Genomic DNA, 18,445 nt, shown 5'->3' with positions numbered 1-18,445 from the left:
CTGCGGACAGACAGGGGACGGAACGCAGGCGTGACGGAGCTCAACCAGATCGACCTGCGCTCCCTGGTGGCGGGCCACAAGCGCACATGGGATGCGTTCGTCCTCGCCGCCTCGCCGCTGATCAATGCCGTCGTTCGCCGATCTCTCGGCGCCTATCGGCCCAGCGAGGACGATGTGCTGGACGCGGCGCAGGACGTCTTCGTGCGCCTCTGTGCGAAGGACTTCCGGCTCCTGAGAACCTACGATCCGGCGCGTGCCGGTCTGTCGACCTGGCTTGCCGTGGTGGCGCGTTCGGCTGCTGTCGACTTTGCCCGGCGTCGCCGTCAGGCCGCCACGGCGCTCGACGATGTTCCGGAGGCGGTCCTGGCGGTCGAGGATCGCCACGTCGAGAAGCTCAGGATCCCCGACGGCCTGCTGACCGAGCGGCAGACCCTGATCCTGAAGTTCCTGTATGATGAGGAGCGGGATGTGGCCGAAGTTGCACAACTGCTGAAGATCGACGCTCAGACCGTCCGCAGCACGCACCACAAGGCCCTGTTGCGGCTGCGGGAACATTTCCGCGAGGAAGCACCGTAGATCGGGGATAAAGACGGTCGGTATGGCGTAAGGTAGTGCAGGAGACTCTTATGACTGCGGAACGTACCCCCAAGAGCGACAGAGATCTGTGGCAGAGCCTCGCGCTCGGCCGCAGTCCGTCGTTGGCGGCCGTGTCCGACCTCGATTTCGCGGCCTGGCTGGAAGGTCGGCTGCCCGAAGCCGACGCCGCGCGCATCGACGCAGCGGTCGCCGGAGATCCCGAGCTGCGCGCCGCCGCGCTCGATCTTGCCGACATCCTGGGCAAGCCCTTGCCTGCCGCACCGCCGCGTCTGGCGATCCGGGCGCAGGCGCTGGTGGGCTTCCCGGCCGAGCGTTCGTCTGGCCGCGGCTCGTGGCGCTTCGTGGCGTGGCTGGCCGCGCCCTTCTCGTCGGTCGGGTCGTTGCATCGTGGCGTCATGGCCGGCCTTGCCGTCCTGGTCGCGGCTGCCGGCTTCGTGATGGGCGGCGGCCTCGGCGCGTCCTTTGCCGAGCAGAGATACGCGTCGGCGGAGGAATCGAGCGCCTTCTTCAAGCCGTTCGGCACCGACACGTCGCATCAATTGAACGATCTGTTCACGGACAGCATCTGAGATGTCGCTGCGATTCACTCAGATTCTGCTCGGCCTCTCGTTGCTGCTGAACTGCTTCGTCCTGGCGGGCTTCGTCTATCGGACGTGGATCGCGCCTCCCCCCCTTGCCCAGGCCGGCCCCCGGCCGTGGGCGAACCGCGGCGGCCCGCTGGAAATGCTGGCGCAGGATCTCAAGCTCGACGATTCCCAGCGCCAGGCACTGAAGGGAGTGTTCGATCGCTACGCCAGCGACCGGCATGACCGGTTTCGCGAGATCCAGAAGATTCGCGACGCAATGGCGGACGAGCTGAAGAAGCCCGAGTTCGACATGACGCAGATCGACTCGCTCGTCGACCGGATGACCAGGCTGCGGGCCGATTCGCAGAAGGAGAATTTTGCGGCGCTCGCCAAGCTTGCCGCCGAGCTTCGTCCGGCGCAGCGTCAGCAATTGCATACCATCCTCGCCGAGCGTTTCGGCGGCCCTCCCGGCTGGCGGCCACCAGGGAGCCCGCGCCCGGCCCGCCCGCAGCAATAGGAGAGTCATCATGATGGCTCGTCTCGGTCGGCGTCGTTTCGTAGGCGGAGCGGCTGTCGTTGCCGCAGCGCTCTCCACCCCGCGGCCGATCCGGGCCGCCGCGGCGATGGGCTTCGACGATGCCCGTCACCTCCTTTCTCGGACGGCGTTCGGCGCCACGCCGGCCGAGATCGAGGCGCTGGCATCGATGGACTTTGCCGCCGCGGTCGAGGGTCTGCTGGCGAGGTTTCATGCCCAGGCGGCGAGCGCGGCGCCATCCTGGGTCGGCGAGGATCTTGCCACGCTGCGCGAGCGGCGCCAGGCGGCGCTGGCTGCGGCCGGCAAGAATGCCGACGGCAAGCCGGTGAACGAAGTGGCCAAGCTCGTGCGCGAGCAGGGGCGCCAGTTGAGCAACTGGTGGGTCGACGAGATGTTGGTGACCGACCAGCCGCTGGTCGAGAAGATGACGTTGTTCTGGCACAACCACTTCACCTCCTCGATCCAGAAGGTGCGGTACGTGCCGGCGCTGTACCGGCAGAACACGCTGTTCCGCCGCGAGGCCCTCGGCAATTTCGCCACCCTGCTGAAGGCGGTGGCGCACGACCCGGCGATGCTGATCTACCTCGATGGCGTCCGCAACGTGGCGCGCCAGCCGAACGAGAACTTCGCCCGCGAGCTGCTCGAGCTCTTCACGCTGGGCGAGGGTCACTACAGCGAAGCCGACATCAAGAACGCGGCCCGCGCCTTCACCGGCTGGTCGATCGATCGCGACGGCGGCCGGTTCGTCGACCGCATGCAGCTCCACGATGGCGGCGAAAAAACCTTCCTCGGGCAATCGGGGCATTTCACCGGCGACGACATCCTTGCGATCCTGCTGCGTCATCCGCGGACCGCCGAGACCATCGTCGAGAAGCTGTGGCGCGAGTTCGTGTCCTCCACGCCCGATCCGGGCGAGGTGAAGCGCCTCGCCGGCCTGTTCCGCAGCGGCAACTACGAGATGAAGCCGCTTCTGCGGGCCTTGTTCCTGTCGCCGGCTTTCCGCGATCCCGTCAACCGGGCCGCCCTGATCAAGTCGCCGATCGAACTGATCGTCGGAACGGTGCATGTGTTCGGCTTGCCTGTGCCGGACCAGACTCCGCTGGTGCGCATGATAGCGGGGCTCGGCCAGGCGCCGTTCGCTCCGCCCAATGTCAAGGGATGGCCCGGCGGCGATAGCTGGATCACAACGAACACGCTGCTGCTGCGCCAGCAATTCCTGCGCCGCCTGATCGAGGCCACCACCGTTTCCTCCCTGGACGGCAACATGGCGATGGGACGCCCGGGTCGCCGCGCCGATCGCCGGCAAGAGATGCCGGCGCAGACCATGGAGCCCTATCCCGTCGAAGGCCGCAGCCTGCGCGGTGCGGCCGGCGAGGCGCGGCTCGGTCCGACGCTGAGCGGCGCCGACAACGCGACACTCCTGCGCACGCTTCTTCCGCGCAAGCCGATCGATGCGGTGGCGAGCGCCGCGCAATCGCCGGGTGCCGTCGTTGCCGCGGCGATGCTCGACCCCGCCTATCAGTTGAAATGAGGAGGCTTGTCATGGACCGCCGCCATTTCCTTCTCGGCTCCTCCGCTCTCTCCGTCGTCATGGCGGCCGGTTCGGCCGCAGCAGAGCAGGAGCGCCGCGTGCTGGTTCTGGTCGAGATGAAGGGCGGCAACGATGGCATGAACACTGTCATCCCGTACGCCGACCCGCTGTACCGGCAATTCCGCCCGGGCATCGGCGTCGCGCGCGACAGGACCGTGCAGCTCGACGAGCGGGTCGGGCTTCATGCGAAGCTCGATCCCCTGATGGAAGCGTGGAAGGCGGGCGATTTCGCCATCATACAGGGCGTCGGCTATCCGTATCCCAATCGCTCGCACTTCCGTTCGATCGAGATCTGGGACACCGCTTCGGCCTCGAGCCAGACGCTGAGCGAGGGCTGGCTGTCGCGCGCCTTCGACGGCGTCCAGCTGCCGCGCGGCGCCGGCGTCGACAGCATCGTCGCCGACAACAACGCGTTGCCGATGATGGGACCCGGCCTGCGCACGATCGTGATGCAGGACGCCGAGAACTTCCTGCGCCAGGCCACGGCGATGAAGGAGTCGAACGAGCCGCGCGACGATCGCAATCCCGCCCTGCGCCATGTTCTCGAGGTGCGCCACGAGGTGAACGGCGCCGCCGCAGGACTTCACGACAAGCTGCGCGACGGGCCGAGGCCGGCCTATGCCTTCGGCGCGGACAACGGCTTCGGTCGTGAACTCGATCTCGCAACTCGCATCCTGGCGGCGCGCGTACCGGTGGTGGCGATCAAGGTGGCGCTGGCCGGCTTCGACACGCATGCCAACCAGGTGCCGACCCAGGAACGGCTGCTCGGCTTCCTGGCATCCGGCCTCGCGACCTTCCGCAGGAACATGCTCGCGGCCAGCCTGTGGAACGACGTTGTCGTGATGACCTACTCGGAGTTCGGACGAAGGGCTCGCCAGAATGCCAGCGGCGGCACCGATCACGGGACCGCGGCGCCGCACTTCGTCATGGGCGGCAAGGTGAAGGGCGGCCTTCATGGCGCCTACCCGTCGCTTGCCGACCTGCAGGACGGCGATCTCAAGCACACGGTCGATTTCCGCAACGTCTATTCGACCGTGGCGCAAGGCTGCTGGGGGCTGCGGCGCGACTTCGGCCAGCGCCCGGTCCGGCCCCTCGATCTGTTCGCGTGAGACTTCGGGCCGCGGCCGGATGGGCGAATCCAACGCTACGATCGGCCAGTGACGCGATAGACCCGCGCGTTGCCCTCGACGCCGCGCAGCGGCGCGCCGAACTCCTTGACATCGTGGGCCGCCAGCAGCTCGCGAACGCCGGAGGCCGTATAGAGCGCTTCCGTCAGACAGATTTCGCCGGCATCGGCGAAGGACTGCACGCGCGCGGCTATGTTCACGGTCTGGCCGAAATAGTCGAGATTCTCGTTGAGTGTCACGGCGATGGACGGCCCGCAGTGGGCACCCATCTTGAGAATGATGGCGGGCTGGCCGTGGTCGCGGTTGAACTGGTCGATTTCCTGCAGGATGCGGAGCGCCGCCGCTACAGCGTCGACCGGCCGGGAAAACGCTGCCATCACGGCGTCGCCGATGGTCTTCACGATGGCACCGGCATGCCTATGGGCGACCGCGTCGAGCAGGGCGAAATGTTCCCTGACCAGGGCGTAGGCATTGAGATCACCGAGACGCTCGTAGAGCGCGGTCGAGCCTTTCAAGTCGGTGAACAGGAACGTCACCTGCCGGATGCCGAGGCCTTCTTCCTCGTCCACGCGCTCGGAGCGGAAGAGCTTGCGGAAGGTCTGCCGCGTCAGGAGCATGCCGCCGGAGACGTAGGGATCGAATTCGAGCGCCGGCTTCTCCGGCATGGCCACGATGTCAGGTGGCCAGTTGATCAGGAGCACCGCGCCGCGCTTGGGACCGGTGTTGCTGATCTCGAAGACCACCGGTCCCGGCGGCACGGCCGAAACGGCAGGGGTGAAACGCTGCCCGTCATAGATCACGCGAACGATCGTCGGAGTGTCGGGCGTCCGTGCAGGGGCGGCGGCGCCAACGACCGGAAGCATGAAGCCCGCCTGCGTCTGGACGTTGACGCCAGAGAGGGCGCCGGGCCCGATCTCAGCCTGCAGCATCGTTGTGGTACCGGGCGGCAGATAGGTCATGCCGCGCACAAGGCTGCGCAACACATCGACAAACCGGGTTTGTCCGCCGGGCAGCCGCCCGCTGTTGGCGAATTTCAGCTTCCAGTGCAAATCCTCGATCGAGAGATTGTCGACCTCGTGCAAGGCGAGGCGCCGGACTTGCGGTGAGACGGAGAACGAAACCTCGATGAAGTCGTCGAGCCCGGTTTGACCATCGATATCGCACAGTCCGCAGACGAAGTGGCTGCGCAGCGCGCGCAGCTTGCCGAAGCTTTCCAGCACCAGGCCCGAATGGGGGCAGAGAATGTCCCAATGCATATCGACCAGCCCGGCGCGAGCGGCGTGAAGGAAGAGGTCGATGGACTCCGACTCGGCCACGCCGCGATCGCGGGCAAAGGCCAAGGGATTGGCGCGGTAGACGCTGACCTCGTCACCGCCACGAATCAACGTCTCGAACTTGGAGATGACGCGAGGACTCCAGGCACGAGCCTGCTCGATCTGGGTCATCCTGCTTTCGAGAAGCCGTTCGTCAATGGATGTCATCGCGAACCCCCGAGATGGCAATCTATCAGCTTCTTCGGGTCGTCGCGAGCTACTCCGCCGCCGGCTCCCTCGCGAGATCCGGCAGCCGCGCCTCCTTGGCTTCGCCATAGCGCTCGACCAGCACGTCGTCGCGCCCCTCGACCTCGCCGGGCGCATCCATGCCCTCGCGGAACGCCTGCAGTTGATCAGGGGTGTAGCGTCGGGCCCCTGTCCCAGTGACCGGGCGAAACCTTTGTGAGAGGTTGGAAAGTCGAGGCCGTCGCAATTGGGCCAAGCCCGACCAACGACTTAACTAGCTGCACAGCGGCCGTACCTTCGACCTGAGAAATCAATCCTTCCACGCAGTCGCCGAACGTATCCCGCACCCCAGCCGAGGCCGAGGAAGACTGCGACCAGCGAACCCAGCAACACACCAAGCTTCGCCGCGCCCAGGAGGTTTTCGTCGGCGAAGGCAAGCATGGCGATGAAGATCGACAGGGTGAAGCCGATCCCAGCCAGCAGCCCGATCAGGAAGATGCCTCCCCATGACACGCCTGGTGGCAACCGACTCCAGCGCAGCCGGACCATGACCCAGGCAATGCCGACAATGCCAACCGGCTTGCCCACAACCAGGGCAGAGGCTACGCCCAGTGTGACGAGTTGCGCTCCGCCCGCAGTGAGGTCGACACCGCCAAGGCTGACGCCGGCGTTTGCCAGCGCGAAGAGAGGCATGACGCCATATGCGACCCAAGGGTGCAGCGCCGTCTGCACGCGCACCGCTGGCGGCAGCATCTCCCGGCGGGTCCGGCGAAGCTGGCGCAGAGCCTGGACCAGGCGATGCTCATCCGATGCGGCGTCGCGACTTCGCAATTCCTCGGCAACGCGTGACACCTCCTCCACCGGCTGCTCGCGCACGGGCATGGACCGCGCGGGCGTCATCAACCCGAGCACGACGCCTGCGAGGGTCGGATGAGCACCGGTCATCAGCAGGCCGATCCAAATCACCGCTCCCGGAGCAATGTAGGCATAGGCCGAGCCAACGCCGATCCACTGCAGTCCCAGGACCAGCAGGATGCCGAGCGCGGCGATCATGAAACCGCTGAAATCGAACCCTCCCGAATAGAAGAAGGCGATGACCAGCACGGCAATGACATCATCGATGATGGCCAAGGCCAACAGGAAGACCCTGACATTGCCCGGAATTGAGCGGCCCAGCAGGGCAAGCACGCCTACTGCGAAGGCGATGTCCGTGGCGGTGGGCACGGCCCAGCCTTGGCCACGCACAGGATCAACGTTCAGCCCCAGATAGATCAGTGTCGGGACAATGACGCCTCCAATAGCCATCACCACAGGCAGGACTGCCTGGCTGAGCTCGCTCAGCGCCCCTTCATGGATCTCGCGCCGGATCTCCATGCCGACGACCAGAAAAAAGACGGCCATCAGCGCGTCGTTGATCCAGAAGTGCAGCGGCTGGGAGAAAGCCAGGTTCCCGAGTCCGACCGAGAGCGGGACATGCCAGAGGGCGTGGTAGCTGTGGGCGAACGGGGAGTTGGCCCAGATCAGTGCGATGGCGGCCGCGGCCAGCAGGGCGACGCCGCTGGCGGCCTCGACATGCAGGAAGCGTTCCAGAGTTGCAAGAGCTCGCTCGGCCAAGCGTTGGGCTCTCGGAAGATCAAGGCGGGAGGATCGTCGATCCATGGGCGCGCTCACTCGGCGTGGCGGCCCGACCAGCGCACGACCCTGCCTCGCTGCAGGATGCAGCAGACACCCGGTGGCCATTACGCACGGCTGCACCGAGGAGGCAACTGCATTCGACACTCGCGTCAGACCCGGTCGTCGGCCCTAGCCCCGTCCGGTCAACTCCTTGCGCACGGAGCCGCGCTCGGGCTCGACCGCGATGAACCAGGAGAGCACCGCGGCCACGATCTTGATGGCCACCGGCATGACTATGTAGACGACGATCAGGGCCGACGTGTTGTATTCGCCTCGTGCCGGGTCGAAGCCGAGGAGGGCCGATACCGGCAACGAACCGGCGGCGCCGATCGCGGTCGCGAGCTTGGTCGAAAGCGCCCAAAGGCCGAAGTAGGTGCCGGTCTTGCCGCGCGTGTCGCCGCTCTCCGGCGCGTTGATGATGTCGGCCAGGATCGACGGCGGAAGACCGTAGTCGGCGCCGATCCCGACACCGGTCGCGATCGAGAGAACCAGGAACCAGTGGAAGTCGCCCGGCCCCACGAACACGGCGAGTGCCATGGCGGCGGCGGTCAGCAGCATGCCGAAGAACCAGGCCGCCATCTTGCCGACGCGACGCGACACCACGAGCCACATCGGCACGCTCGCCGCGCCGGCGATGAAATAGACGAGCAGGATGACCCCCGCCTGCACCTTCGTGCCCACGAGCACGTGCTCGACATAGAACAGCATCACCGTCACCGCCACGCCCAGTGCCGAGCCGTTGACGATGAAGATCAGCAGCAGGCGCCGGAACAGGCGGTTCTTGAGCGGCGCGAAGAAGGCGACGAACGCATTGCGCTCGGCATGGACGACCGGCGGATGCACCGAAGGGCCGGCGCCGAGCAAGGTGGGCGCGGAGAACAGGGCGGCGACGGGGATGAACAGCAGCCCCAGGATCGTGTATCCGTGCGCGTCGTCGAACAGGCTCGTGAGCACGGTCGGCAGGACCACCGCGACCGTCATGCCGATCAGGCCGAACACCTCGCGTCCGACCGTCACTCTCGTCCGCTCGTTGTAGTCGTCGGTCAGCTCCGCGCCGTGCGAGTGATAGCTGATCGACACGCCGGAATAGCCGAAGTGGACCAGGAGCAGTGCGGCTACCAGCCAGACGGCCATCAAGGTCTGGTTGTCCTGCCAGCCCCCGGGGGGCGCGAACAGCATCAGGAACCCGCCGGCAAGGACGGGGACCATCAGGCCGACGAAGGTGAGCCGCCCGCGCGGTCCGCGATGCGTGAAGCGGTCGCTGATCAGTCCGATCAGCGGATCCTGAATGGCGTCGATCACGCGGGCGAAGATGAAGATCGCGCCCATCAGCTCGAGCGGAACCCGCAGCACCTCGCCGTAGAAATGGCTGACATTCAGCACGACCGGCAGCGCCGCCATGGCGAGCGGGAGCTGCAGGGTCGAATAGGCGACCAGACGGTCGAATTTTATTCGGGCACTGCCGGCGGCGCCGATACCGGTCGGTCCTCTATTCACCCACGAGCCTTCCTGTTTTCTTTCCTTGCGCGCTGCGGGAGGGCGCCATGCTGCCGCCGGTTATATAGGGCCGGCCCCCGACTGCCAAAGGTCTTGCGGCGACAATCCTGAGTCCGATTGGGCGCCTTGGATCCGGCCGGCAGACCGACGCTCGGCGCCATAGCGCGATCCATGCGGCATGAGTCATTTCCTTCCCGGCGATGCTGGGGAGGCACGTCCATGTCAACTTCGACGGACCCTGCGCTAGGAGCCGGGACAGGTGGGGGCCTTGTGCATCTGCAGGTCCTGCAGGTCGGCGCCGACCTTCAAAAGCCCGGTATCGACCGTCAGGCGGTCCAGAACGCCGTTGTCATAGATCTTGGCGCTGACCGAAAAGAGCGGCTTTTGATCCTGCTCGCGGCCGCGCGTGAAGCTCATGAACACCGGCCATGAGTGCGAGGCCGGCACCGCGACCGGCTTTTCTGCCGGCGCCGCCGGCCGCAAGGTCCCCGGATCGAGCGCGGTCACATCGACCAGGAAGGCGTCGCCCAGGACCTCGGCGTCGAACATCAGGGCCGGGAACGCGCTGGCCTTGGCGCGCAGCCGGTCGACCAGATGGCCGATGGCGGCGACCGGCATCAGGGTCTGCGGCGGCAGGACGAAATGCGTCGGCCCGGCCGGCGTGACGATGTCGGCCCGAAGCTGGCCCTTGCTGCGCTCGATCTTGCCTCTCGTATCGCGCTCGTCACCGTTCTGTATCTGCACCATGCGATAGCGGAAACCGCCGCCGTCGCGGGCTTCCTCGCCGGCGAGCTTCGAGGCAAGGCTGAGCTTCCAGGACGAGGTGATGGCGATCTCCGTGGAAATGTCCCGTTTGATGTGCCAGCCCGCGCAGTCGAGGGTGATGTCCTGAACGGCAGTGCCGATGCGCGGTGCGTTGGCCGCCGTGCCGAGCCGCAGGACATACTGGGCGCGATGGGGCTGCATCTGCGCCGACGCCCAGTGAGGAACGAGCAGCGCCGCCGCCACCAGGAAACACACACCTCGACTCATCGAGCCACCTTGCGTAGAGGACTGCGGAAGGTCAATCGTACCGGCGATGAGATGGCGTGACTTCGTGGCGCTGACATGGCGCAGGCCGGCCGTGGCGCCGGCGATGGCGGCGGCCGGCTTGCAGGCCGATCTGGTAGAGATCTTCAAGGGTGCGCGCCGCCTCGACCTCAGGCGTGGGGGCACAGTCGTCAGGAGCTATCGCGTGGCGCTGGGCTTTTCGCCGCAAGGACACAAGGAGCGGGAAGGGGATGGGCGCACGCCCGAGGGCACCTACCGGATCGATGCGCGCAATCCGCAAAGCTCGTTTCACCTGTCGCTGCGCATTTCCTATCCCGACACGGACGACAAGGCACGGGCCGCGAGGCTGGGTGCTTCGCCCGGCAGCGACATCTACATCCATGGCCTGCCCAATGGGCTGCGCAGGCTGATCGTGCGCCATCCGGCCAAGGACTGGACGACCGGCTGCGTCGCCGTTACCGACGGGGAGATTCGCGAGATCTGGTCGCTGGTGCCGACGGGCGCGCGCGTGGTGATCCATCCATGAACGGCTTCGAATTCCTGTGCGCCGGCGAGCGGCTGGAGGCCTTGCCGTCGGGCGCGCTTCATTGGCCGTCCCGCCGCCTGATCGCCGTGGCCGATCTTCATCTCGAGAAGGGTTCGTCCTACGCGGTCAACGCGCTGAAGCTCCTGCCTCGGCACGATACGCGCCAGACGCTGGCGATGCTGGGCGCCCTGATCGACGGACTGCAGCCGGAAACGATTGTCTGCCTGGGCGACTCCTTTCACGACCGCAACGCGATCGCGCGGCTGCCGGGAGTCGAGCGGGCGGAGATCGAGCGTCTGACGCGCCTGGCGCGGTTCATCTGGATCGCCGGCAACCACGATCCCGGGCCCCCGCCCGACGGCTGGGGACATGTCGCCGAGGAAATCGCCGATGCCCCGCTGATCTTTCGACACGAGGCGCAGTTCGGCCCTGCAGAGGGCGAGATATCGGGGCACTACCATCCCGTGGCGGCGCTCAGCGTGCGCGGCCGCGGTCTTCGCCGGCGCTGCTTCCTGACCGACGGCCGCCGCGTGATCCTGCCGGCGTTCGGCACTTACGCCGGCGGGCTCAATGCGCTCGATCCGGCGATCGCCCAACTCTTCCCCGACGACTACGACGCGCTGGTCGTCGGCAAGGATGCCGTGCGCCGCCTCTCGTGGCGTCAGCTCCGCCCGGACGCCTCCTTGGCGCCATTCGCCTGGATCCGGGAGGCGGAGTGACGGCCGGTGCTATCTGGGCAGGTCGTATTTCAGCGTGACCTCGCCCAAGCCTTCGATCTTGCCGACAGCCGTGCTGCCCGGCGGCACGAACTGGCAGGCGACCATGCTGCCGGACGATACGATCATGCCCTTCCTGAGGCGCTTTCCGTGCTCGCCGAGCTTGTTGGCAAGCCACGCCAGCGAGTTGTAGCAATGGCCCATCACGTCGCCGGAATGACCAGTGCGCACCACCTTGCCGTCGAACGAGATCGAGCCGTCGAGATTGGCGAGGTCGAGGTCGCGCCAGTTCCGGTTCGCCTTGCCGAGCAGCGACCCGCCGTTCCAACCGAGATCCATGATCAGGGCGAAGGCCGAGAGCCGGCTGTAGTCGGCGCCGCGATCCTCGATCAGCTCGAAGCCGGCTCTGGCGTCGCCGACATAGGGAGCGATGGACTCCTTGTCGTAGGCCGTGTCCGCCGGCGCCGGCACGTCGGCATTCACCGTGAGGATGATCTCGAGTTCGACGCCGAGCCGCGTCCACCGGTCGGCGCGTACCGAGGTCTTCTCGTGGAAGACGCGCTTCTTGCGAATCGGCCCGTAGGCGGGGCTGCGCAACCCGGTCTGCTCCCAGATCTGCGGCGCGGTCAGGCCGATCTTGTAGCCCGCGACGGGACCTTGCCTGGGAACGAGCTTCTTCAGGAAGGCGTCCTGGACCTTGTATGCCGTTCGCTCGTCTTCGGGCATGTACTGGGCCGGCCACCAGCCGACCACCGCCCGCGCCTTGTCGACCGATTGCAGCCAGTTGGCGACCTTGGCGACGCTGATTGCCATGTGTTCCTCCCCTTGCGTGTCGTCCAGCGCTTCGCATAGTGCGCCCATGGCGGTCAACGCACTCCAAGATCTCGGCCCGGTGCGCGCGGCGGCGCTGGTCGGCGTCGTGCTGGCGGGAGGCGAGGGCAGGCGCATGGGACCGGGCGCGCCCAAGCCGCTGCGCCGGCTGGCCGGCAAGCCGATGCTCGCCCACGTCGTCGAGCGTCTGGCGCCGCAGGTCATGGATCTGGTCGTGGTGGCCAACGATCCTGCCCCTGAGCTGCGGACGCTGAACGTGTCGGTCATCCCCGATCCGCCCGAGGTCCGGCGTCTCGCCCGGCAGGAAGGGCGACCGCTCGGACCGTTGGCGGGTATCCTGGCAGGCATGGAATGGTCGCGCGAACACCATCCGCATGTCGGCTGGATCCTGAGCGCTCCGGCCGACGTGCCGCTCCTGCCCCTCGACCTGACCGTGCGGCTGTGCGGCCACATGCACGTGCCCGAGCCGGAGGTGCTGATGGTGCGCCACGGACGCCGCCGCGAGCACGCGCTGGGTGTCTGGTCGGTGACGCTCGTGGCCGATCTGCGGCGCGCCGTCCTGAAGGAAGGAATCCGGCGGGCCGAGGACTTCGCGCGCCGACACGATTTCGCGGAGCTTGCCTGGCCGGACGACGATCGCTCGTTTCTGAACGTCAATACGCCCGAAGACCTCAGGCTCGCGGAACGTCAGGTGGCCCTGGATCGGCAGCGACGAGCTCGATCACGTTCCCGTCGATGACCACCTTGCCGGCGTTCTCGAAGTTGACCGTGATGCGGTGCCCGATCATCGACTGGATCTGGCCCAGGCCCCAGTCCGGCCGGTCGGGATGGCGAACGAACTCGCCGGGCGACAGCATGGCATTTCCGGCTTTTTCGGGCATGACGGGTTCAAGTTTCTGTGAGAGGCAAGACCTCGGCCGCTGGCCGGTCTGTGACAGGCTGGGCGGCCAAGTTGGCGTATAAGCGTAATCACTCAATGGAGCATCGCATGAGTACGACCCGGATCGCCATCGCCGCCGCGCTCGCCGCCGCCATCGCCGCCCCGCTGCCGACGCAGGCGCAAGGCAACGTCGAGAAATGCTACGGCGTCGCCAAGGCAGGCAAGAACGACTGCCAGACCGATCATTCGTCCTGCGCCGGCACGTCGAAGAAGGACGGGCAGACGGACGCCTGGCTCGCCGTGCCGAAGGGCACGTGCCAGAAGATCGTCGGCGGCAAGCTGACCTCGAGCTGAGCGATGGCGCCGGTCGCGGGCATCGGCCTGCGCGCGCCGCATCTGGCGGCAATCGGGCGCGACCGGCCGACGACTGCCTTTCTGGAAATCCATGCCGAGAACTATCTGGCGCCGTCACCCGCGCTCGAGGCGGTCGAGCGGCTGCGCGACGACTATGCCCTGTCCGTGCACGCCGTTGGTCTGTCCCTGGGTTCGGCCGATGGCCTCGATGAAGCCCATCTGGCGCGTGTCGCGAGCCTGATAGACCGGCTGCAGCCCGCTCATGTCTCCGATCATCTGGCCTGGAGCGTATCCGATGGCCGCTATCTCGACGATCTCCTGCCGCTGCCCTACACCGAGGAGGCGCTCGGGATCGTGACAGGCAACGTGTCGCGGCTGCAGGAAAGGCTTGGCCGGCAAGTCTCCCTCGAGAACCCGTCCAGCTACCTGGCCTTCACCCACTCGACCCTGTCGGAACCGGAGTTCCTCTCGGAAGTGGCTCGGCGGAGCGGCTGCGGTCTGTTGCTCGACGCCAACAACCTTTACGTCACGGCCTGCAATCTGCGGCTCGATCCGAAGGCCTGGCTCGACGGGCTTCCGATGGAGGCCATCACCGAATATCACCTTGCCGGCCATACGGTGAACGACGCCGACGGCGCGCCCATCCTGATCGACGATCACGCAAGCCGGGTCGGCGGGCCGGTGTGGTCGCTGTTCGGAGAAATCGTCGCGCGTTTGGGTCCGCGGCCGACCCTGATCGAATGGGACGCCGACATTCCGGCGCTGGAGGTGCTGCTCGACGAGGCCGCGTGCGCCGACCGGGTCGTGGCCGAGCAAGGCAGAGGCCATGCTCGCGCTGCGTGATCTGCAGGCGGCGATGGCCGCCTACCTCGTCTCGGGCGACGCGGCCGGAATCGTCGGATCGGTCGTCGGCGATTCGATTCCCGCCGCGGCACGTCTGCGCATTCATCGCCATCATCTTCACGCGAGCCTCGCGACGGCTCTCGCCGGGACGTTCTCGACCGTCCGCCAGCTCGTGGGCGAAGGCTTCTTTCGTGCAATGGCCCGTGCGTTCATCGCGACGAACCTGCCGACGCAGCCGGTGCTGAGCGAATACGGGCAAGAGTTCGCGGATTTCGTCGAGAGGTACGAGCCCGCGCGTGATCTGCCTTATCTTGCGGACGTCGCCCGACTGGACTGGGCCCTCAATCTCGCCTTCCACAGTCCGGCAGACCCTCGTTTGTCCGCGGCCGATCTGACGACCGTTCCCATCGAGCAGCTTCCTTCGAGAACGGTCCACCTCGCCGCGGGAACGACCGTCATTCGATCGATCTATCCGCTCGACCGGATCTGGGCTACTTGCCGGCCGGACGCGCCGGCAGACACGGTCGACCTCGACGAGGCAGATGCCCGCCTGTTGGTTTTCCGGCGTCGCGACGATGCGGGGTTCGTCGCGGTGAGCGAGGCAGAGGCGGCGTTCCTGCAGTCTCTTGCAGCCGGCGCCTGTCTCGAAGAAGGCGCGCTCGCCGCTTTTGCGGCCGATGCCACCTTCGATCTTTCCGTGACCTTTGCACGGTTGCTTGATCTGGGCGTCTTTGCTGCGATGCAGCATCAGGTTTGGAATGACTCCGTAATGGGCCGCCCGCGGGCGGCTTTTGCCGCTCAAAGTTTTGCTGCACCGCACGACAAGAGTCCGTGAGGCATGCAGGAACGAACTTGCAGCCGAATGGTTGCTCCCTATACTCCGCGCGCTTTTGAAAGTCCGCCTTTCCCCCGGGCGGAGATGTAGTGGCTGCGAGTGGAGTTGCCGACGATGTCGATCACGTTGCCGCAGAATTACCGGCCGACTGACCGCGAACCGTTCATGAATGCGATGCAGCAGGAATACTTCCGCCAAAAGCTGCTGAAGTGGAAGGCCGAGCTGATCGAGGAATCGAACCAGACATTGCAGAACATGCAGGAAGAGAGTCTCGCCCAGCCCGATCTCGCCGACCGCGCCACGGCGGAGACCGATCGCTCGCTGGAGCTAAGGACCCGCGATCGCTTCCGCAAGCTGATCTCCAAGATCGATGGCGCGCTGAAGTCGATCGACGAGGGGACCTACGGCTTTTGCGAGGAGACCGGCGAGCCGATCTCGCTGAAGCGTCTCGAAGCCCGGCCGATCGCCACGCTGTCGGTCGAGGCGCAGGAGCGACACGAACGCCTCGAGCGCACCCGGCGCGACGAGGGAGCCGACTGAGAAGGACCTGTCGAGACAGGTCCTTCGTTCGTTGGCCCGGTCCGCCCGATGAGCGAGCGGGAGGCTCGCGGTCCTGAAGATCGCGCCATTCGATCCGGCCGCTCATGCTCATATGGACCGCGAGCGTCTCGCTCGCTCTCGCGGTCCTGAAGATCGCGCCATTCGATCCGGCCGCTCATGCTCATGTGGACCGCGAGCGTCTCGCTCGCTCTCGCGGGATCCGCGACGGGAGGGACGGCCATGTCAACTTCGGCGGGCTGCCTTACGCCGAAGCCTTCGCCTCCGCCTGCAGGTCCTGCCGCCGGAGCGCGCGGCCCGAGCGGCCGCCGCCGGGCTTGCCGTCGCGCCACACGACCTGGCCGTTGCACAGCACCGTGTCGATGCCCTTGGCCGGCGAGATCGGCTTGTCGAATGTGGCGGTGTCGATCACCGTCGCCGGATCGAAGACGCAGAGGTCGGCGTAGAAGCCCGGCTTCACCTCGCCGCGTCCGGTGAGATGGAAGCGCTGGGCCGAGTAGGACGTCATGCGCCGCACGGCGTCCTCGAGCGGGAACAGCTTGAGATCGCGGGCATAGTGCCCGAGCACGCGCGGGAACGTGCCCCAGAGACGCGGATGGGGATGCGTGTCGAAGGGAATGCCGTCCGATCCGATCATCGCCCCGGGATGAGCCATGGCGGCCTGCACGTCCTTCTCGTCCATCATGAAATAGATCGCGCCCGCCGGCTGCAGGCGATCGGCGGCCTCGTGGATCGAGCAGCCCATCTGCCGGGCGATGTCCTTGAGGTCGCGGCCGCTCACGCCCTGCACGGTGTCGGACCACGTGATCAGCACCTTGTCGGCGCGGTCGAGCATCTCCTTGCGCAGGATCGTGGAGCCGGCGATGTAGGGATAGACGTCGAAGGCGATCTGCTGCTGCTTCATGGCTGCGCTGAACTTGGGCAGCGTTTCCTTCATGCGGCCGAAATTGCTGCGGCCCGAGCATTTGTGGTGCGAGACGATCACCTCGGCTCCGGCGCGGCGTCCGATCTCGAAGGTCTCGTCCATCGACTTCAGGATGTCGTCGCCCTCGTCGCGCATGTGCGCGGTGTAGACGCCGCCCCATTTGCCGAGCGGCCTCGCGATCTCGGCCACCTCGTCGGTCGAAGCCGCCATCGCCGGCGGATAGAAGAGACCGCTCGACATGCCGATCGCGCCCTGTTCGAGACTCTGGTCGAGCAGATCGCGCATCACGCCGATCTCCGACGCGCTCGCCTTGCGGGCGAGATCGTCGCCCATGGCGTTCATGCGCAGCGTCGAGTGGCCGATCAGGAAGGCGCCGTTGATCGCGGGCTTCGCCGCCTCCACCTTGGCCGCGAACTCGCCGAAGGTCCTGGCGACATTGGCCTGCTTCTTGACGATCAGCGTCAGGAAATGGCCGATGTCGGGGCGCGTGAACGGCGCCGCCGAGGCGCCGCAGTTGCCGCACACCACCGTGGTCACCCCCTGGCTCGCCTTCATCGCCATGGTGGGGTTGTCGATCAGTGCGGTGTCGTCGTGGGTGTGCACGTCGATGAAGCCCGGCGCCACGACCTTGTCTCTGGCGTCGATTTCGTTGTCGCCCTTGAGCGTGCCTGGTGCCTGCACCGCGGCGATGCGGTCGCCCTTCAGGGCGACATCGGCGGCAAACAGCTTCCTGCCCGTTCCGTCGGCCACCTGGCCGTTGCGGATGACGGTATCGTAACTGGCCATGGACCTACTCCCGGGCTGCGTTGCGGCCGAGCCGCATGTCGAGGTCGAACGGATAAAGCGGCCGCTTGACCCTGGTGTACTTGAAGAGCTTCAGGTCGGACGCGGTGCAGCCGTCGCCGTCGCACATCACGATATGCCTGGCGATCGGTTCGAAGCCGGCGCGGAAATGCTGACGCGACTTGATCAGCACGAACTTCTTGGCGCGTGGATCGATGCCGCAATGGGTGAAGACGCCGAGGTCGTAGGGCTCGGCGCGCTTCTCCGAGACCACGATCAGCATCCTGCCGGTATCGATTACGGCGGTGCGGCCCATGCGCACGGTCGTGCCGGTCGCCATCGGGCCGGTCACGACGAACTCGCCGTCGGTGACGGCCTTCACCTTGCCGGAAACCTTGAGCGGCTTGCCCTTCAGTCCCATGGTCGGCATGTCGACCTTGCCGCCGAGCTCGAGGGCAATCTCCGCGCCGACCCCGGCCTTGATCATCTGCGCAACTGAGGCGGGATCGCAGATCGGGCCGGCGCAGGCGTCCTCGAGGCCCTGCTTGATGGCTTCCTCGATCACGCTCATGACGTCCTGCGTGCCGCCGGATGCGGTGTTGTCGCCATGGTCGGCCATGACCACCGGACCCTCGGCATAGGACTTGGCGCGCGCGACCTGGACCGACAGCGCCTCGGGATGGAAGAGAAAGCCCTCGCGCTTCTCCCACGCCGCATCGAGAATCCTGTTCAGGAGGACCTCGCCTTCCGCCGTGCGCCGGTCGCACACGATCACGGAAGAGAGGGCGAGATGCGGGATGTCCGCCTGTGGGAAGCCTCCGAACACCGAGGCATTCAGCACCTCGCCGCTGTCCTCGGCCTCGTTGGCCATGCCCATCAACGTCTTCATCGGCTCACGCGAAGGCGTATGGACCAGGGAACTGCTCATGATCGGGCGATTGCCCCAGACCATCCTGGGCTCGACCTCTCCCGCGAGGGCACGGATCAGGGTCCGGCCGGCACGGCGGGCCGTGTCGGCCATGTCGATGTGCGGGTAGGTGCGATAGCCGGTGATGACG

General features: G+C 66.5%; 20 protein-coding genes. 12 read left to right on the top strand and 8 right to left on the bottom strand.

All coding sequences use genetic code 11. The features are described 5' to 3' along the window. The first annotated feature begins 30 nt into the window (after positions 1–30). Genes VH499_RS13460 through VH499_RS13440 form a run of 5 tightly spaced genes read left to right on the top strand, consistent with a single transcriptional unit; the run spans position 31 to position 4,398 of the window. Positions 31–576 carry a sigma-70 family RNA polymerase sigma factor gene (locus tag VH499_RS13460; RefSeq protein WP_332053254.1) on the top strand — a complete coding sequence of 182 codons (546 nt, stop codon included), beginning with the start codon at positions 31–33 and terminating at the stop codon, positions 574–576. Between the two features lie 50 nt (positions 577–626). After that, positions 627–1,166, top strand: coding sequence for a hypothetical protein (locus VH499_RS13455; RefSeq protein WP_332053253.1), 540 nt, complete (start codon positions 627–629; stop codon positions 1,164–1,166). A gap of 1 nt (position 1,167) precedes the next feature. Next, positions 1,168–1,680, top strand: a complete 513-nt coding sequence (locus VH499_RS13450; protein WP_332053252.1) for a Spy/CpxP family protein refolding chaperone — start codon at positions 1,168–1,170, stop codon at positions 1,678–1,680. 10 nt (positions 1,681–1,690) lie between these two features. After that, positions 1,691–3,229 (top strand): DUF1800 domain-containing protein, encoded by a 1,539-nt coding sequence (locus VH499_RS13445; protein ID WP_332053251.1) that lies wholly within the window; start codon positions 1,691–1,693, stop codon positions 3,227–3,229. A gap of 11 nt (positions 3,230–3,240) precedes the next feature. Continuing rightward, the gene (locus VH499_RS13440; protein ID WP_332053250.1) at positions 3,241–4,398 is read left to right on the top strand and encodes a DUF1501 domain-containing protein; all 1,158 of its coding nucleotides are present in this window, start codon (positions 3,241–3,243) and stop codon (positions 4,396–4,398) included. 35 nt (positions 4,399–4,433) lie between these two features. On the opposite strand, the gene VH499_RS13435 is transcribed toward VH499_RS13440, so the two are convergent. From VH499_RS13435 to VH499_RS13420, 4 genes are all read right to left on the bottom strand, one after another. After that, on the bottom strand, positions 4,434–5,897 hold the full coding sequence (locus VH499_RS13435; RefSeq protein WP_332053249.1) for an adenylate/guanylate cyclase domain-containing protein: 1,464 nt from the start codon (positions 5,895–5,897) through the stop codon (positions 4,434–4,436). 288 nt (positions 5,898–6,185) lie between these two features. Continuing rightward, complete coding sequence (gene nhaA, locus VH499_RS13430; protein ID WP_332053248.1) at positions 6,186–7,574, bottom strand: Na+/H+ antiporter NhaA; 1,389 nt, start codon at positions 7,572–7,574, stop codon at positions 6,186–6,188. 144 nt (positions 7,575–7,718) lie between these two features. Beyond that, the gene (locus tag VH499_RS13425; RefSeq protein WP_332053247.1) at positions 7,719–9,086 is read right to left on the bottom strand and encodes an MFS transporter; all 1,368 of its coding nucleotides are present in this window, start codon (positions 9,084–9,086) and stop codon (positions 7,719–7,721) included. A 243-nt stretch (positions 9,087–9,329) separates the two neighbouring features. After that, positions 9,330–10,118 carry an EipB family protein gene (locus tag VH499_RS13420; protein WP_332053246.1) on the bottom strand — a complete coding sequence of 263 codons (789 nt, stop codon included), beginning with the start codon at positions 10,116–10,118 and terminating at the stop codon, positions 9,330–9,332. Positions 10,119–10,164: 46 nt separating this feature from the next. Between VH499_RS13420 and VH499_RS13415 the strand changes: the two genes are divergently transcribed. After that, positions 10,165–10,662: a L,D-transpeptidase family protein gene (locus VH499_RS13415; protein WP_332053245.1), complete on the top strand. Its 498-nt coding sequence runs from the start codon at positions 10,165–10,167 to the stop codon at positions 10,660–10,662. After that, complete coding sequence (gene pdeM, locus VH499_RS13410) at positions 10,659–11,381, top strand: ligase-associated DNA damage response endonuclease PdeM (RefSeq protein WP_332053244.1); 723 nt, start codon at positions 10,659–10,661, stop codon at positions 11,379–11,381. Before VH499_RS13415 ends, pdeM begins: the two co-directional genes overlap by 4 nt. A 9-nt stretch (positions 11,382–11,390) precedes the next feature. On the opposite strand, the gene VH499_RS13405 is transcribed toward pdeM, so the two are convergent. Next, a complete protein-coding gene (locus tag VH499_RS13405) occupies positions 11,391–12,191 on the bottom strand; it encodes a hypothetical protein (RefSeq protein ID WP_332053243.1) in 801 nt (266 codons plus the stop codon). Positions 12,192–12,237: 46 nt separating this feature from the next. Here VH499_RS13405 and mobA point away from each other — a divergent pair, with 46 nt between their 5' ends. Next, on the top strand, positions 12,238–12,948 hold the full coding sequence (gene mobA / locus VH499_RS13400; RefSeq protein ID WP_332053242.1) for a molybdenum cofactor guanylyltransferase: 711 nt from the start codon (positions 12,238–12,240) through the stop codon (positions 12,946–12,948). Here the strand turns inward: mobA and VH499_RS13395 are convergent. Further along, a complete protein-coding gene (locus VH499_RS13395; protein WP_332053241.1) occupies positions 12,881–13,090 on the bottom strand; it encodes a DUF3553 domain-containing protein in 210 nt (69 codons plus the stop codon). The two genes, mobA and VH499_RS13395, sit on opposite strands and share 68 nt — an antisense overlap. A 107-nt stretch (positions 13,091–13,197) precedes the next feature. Here VH499_RS13395 and VH499_RS13390 point away from each other — a divergent pair, with 107 nt between their 5' ends. From VH499_RS13390 to dksA, 4 genes are all read left to right on the top strand, one after another. After that, on the top strand, positions 13,198–13,443 hold the full coding sequence (locus tag VH499_RS13390) for a DUF2282 domain-containing protein (protein ID WP_332053240.1): 246 nt from the start codon (positions 13,198–13,200) through the stop codon (positions 13,441–13,443). Between the two features lie 3 nt (positions 13,444–13,446). Then, entirely contained in the window at positions 13,447–14,286 is an 840-nt protein-coding gene (locus tag VH499_RS13385) for a DUF692 domain-containing protein (RefSeq protein WP_332053239.1), read from the top strand. Then, positions 14,270–15,121, top strand: coding sequence for a DNA-binding domain-containing protein (locus VH499_RS13380; RefSeq protein WP_332053238.1), 852 nt, complete (start codon positions 14,270–14,272; stop codon positions 15,119–15,121). Before VH499_RS13385 ends, VH499_RS13380 begins: the two co-directional genes overlap by 17 nt. 114 nt (positions 15,122–15,235) lie before the next feature. Next, entirely contained in the window at positions 15,236–15,661 is a 426-nt protein-coding gene (gene dksA / locus VH499_RS13375) for an RNA polymerase-binding protein DksA (RefSeq protein WP_332053237.1), read from the top strand. Positions 15,662–15,923: 262 nt separating this feature from the next. On the opposite strand, the gene VH499_RS13370 is transcribed toward dksA, so the two are convergent. Further along, the gene (locus tag VH499_RS13370) at positions 15,924–17,390 is read right to left on the bottom strand and encodes a D-aminoacylase (RefSeq protein WP_332053236.1); all 1,467 of its coding nucleotides are present in this window, start codon (positions 17,388–17,390) and stop codon (positions 15,924–15,926) included. A gap of 4 nt (positions 17,391–17,394) precedes the next feature. Beyond that, positions 17,395–18,445: MlrC C-terminal domain-containing protein (locus VH499_RS13365; RefSeq protein WP_332053235.1), on the bottom strand; the 1,051-nt coding region annotated here is incomplete at its 5' end.

This window comes from Reyranella sp., from assembly GCF_036558665.1.
GTDB lineage: Bacteria > Pseudomonadota > Alphaproteobacteria > Reyranellales > Reyranellaceae > Reyranella.
Note: the sequence above shows the minus strand (reverse complement) of the source record. Positions and strands in the feature narration are given on the sequence as shown.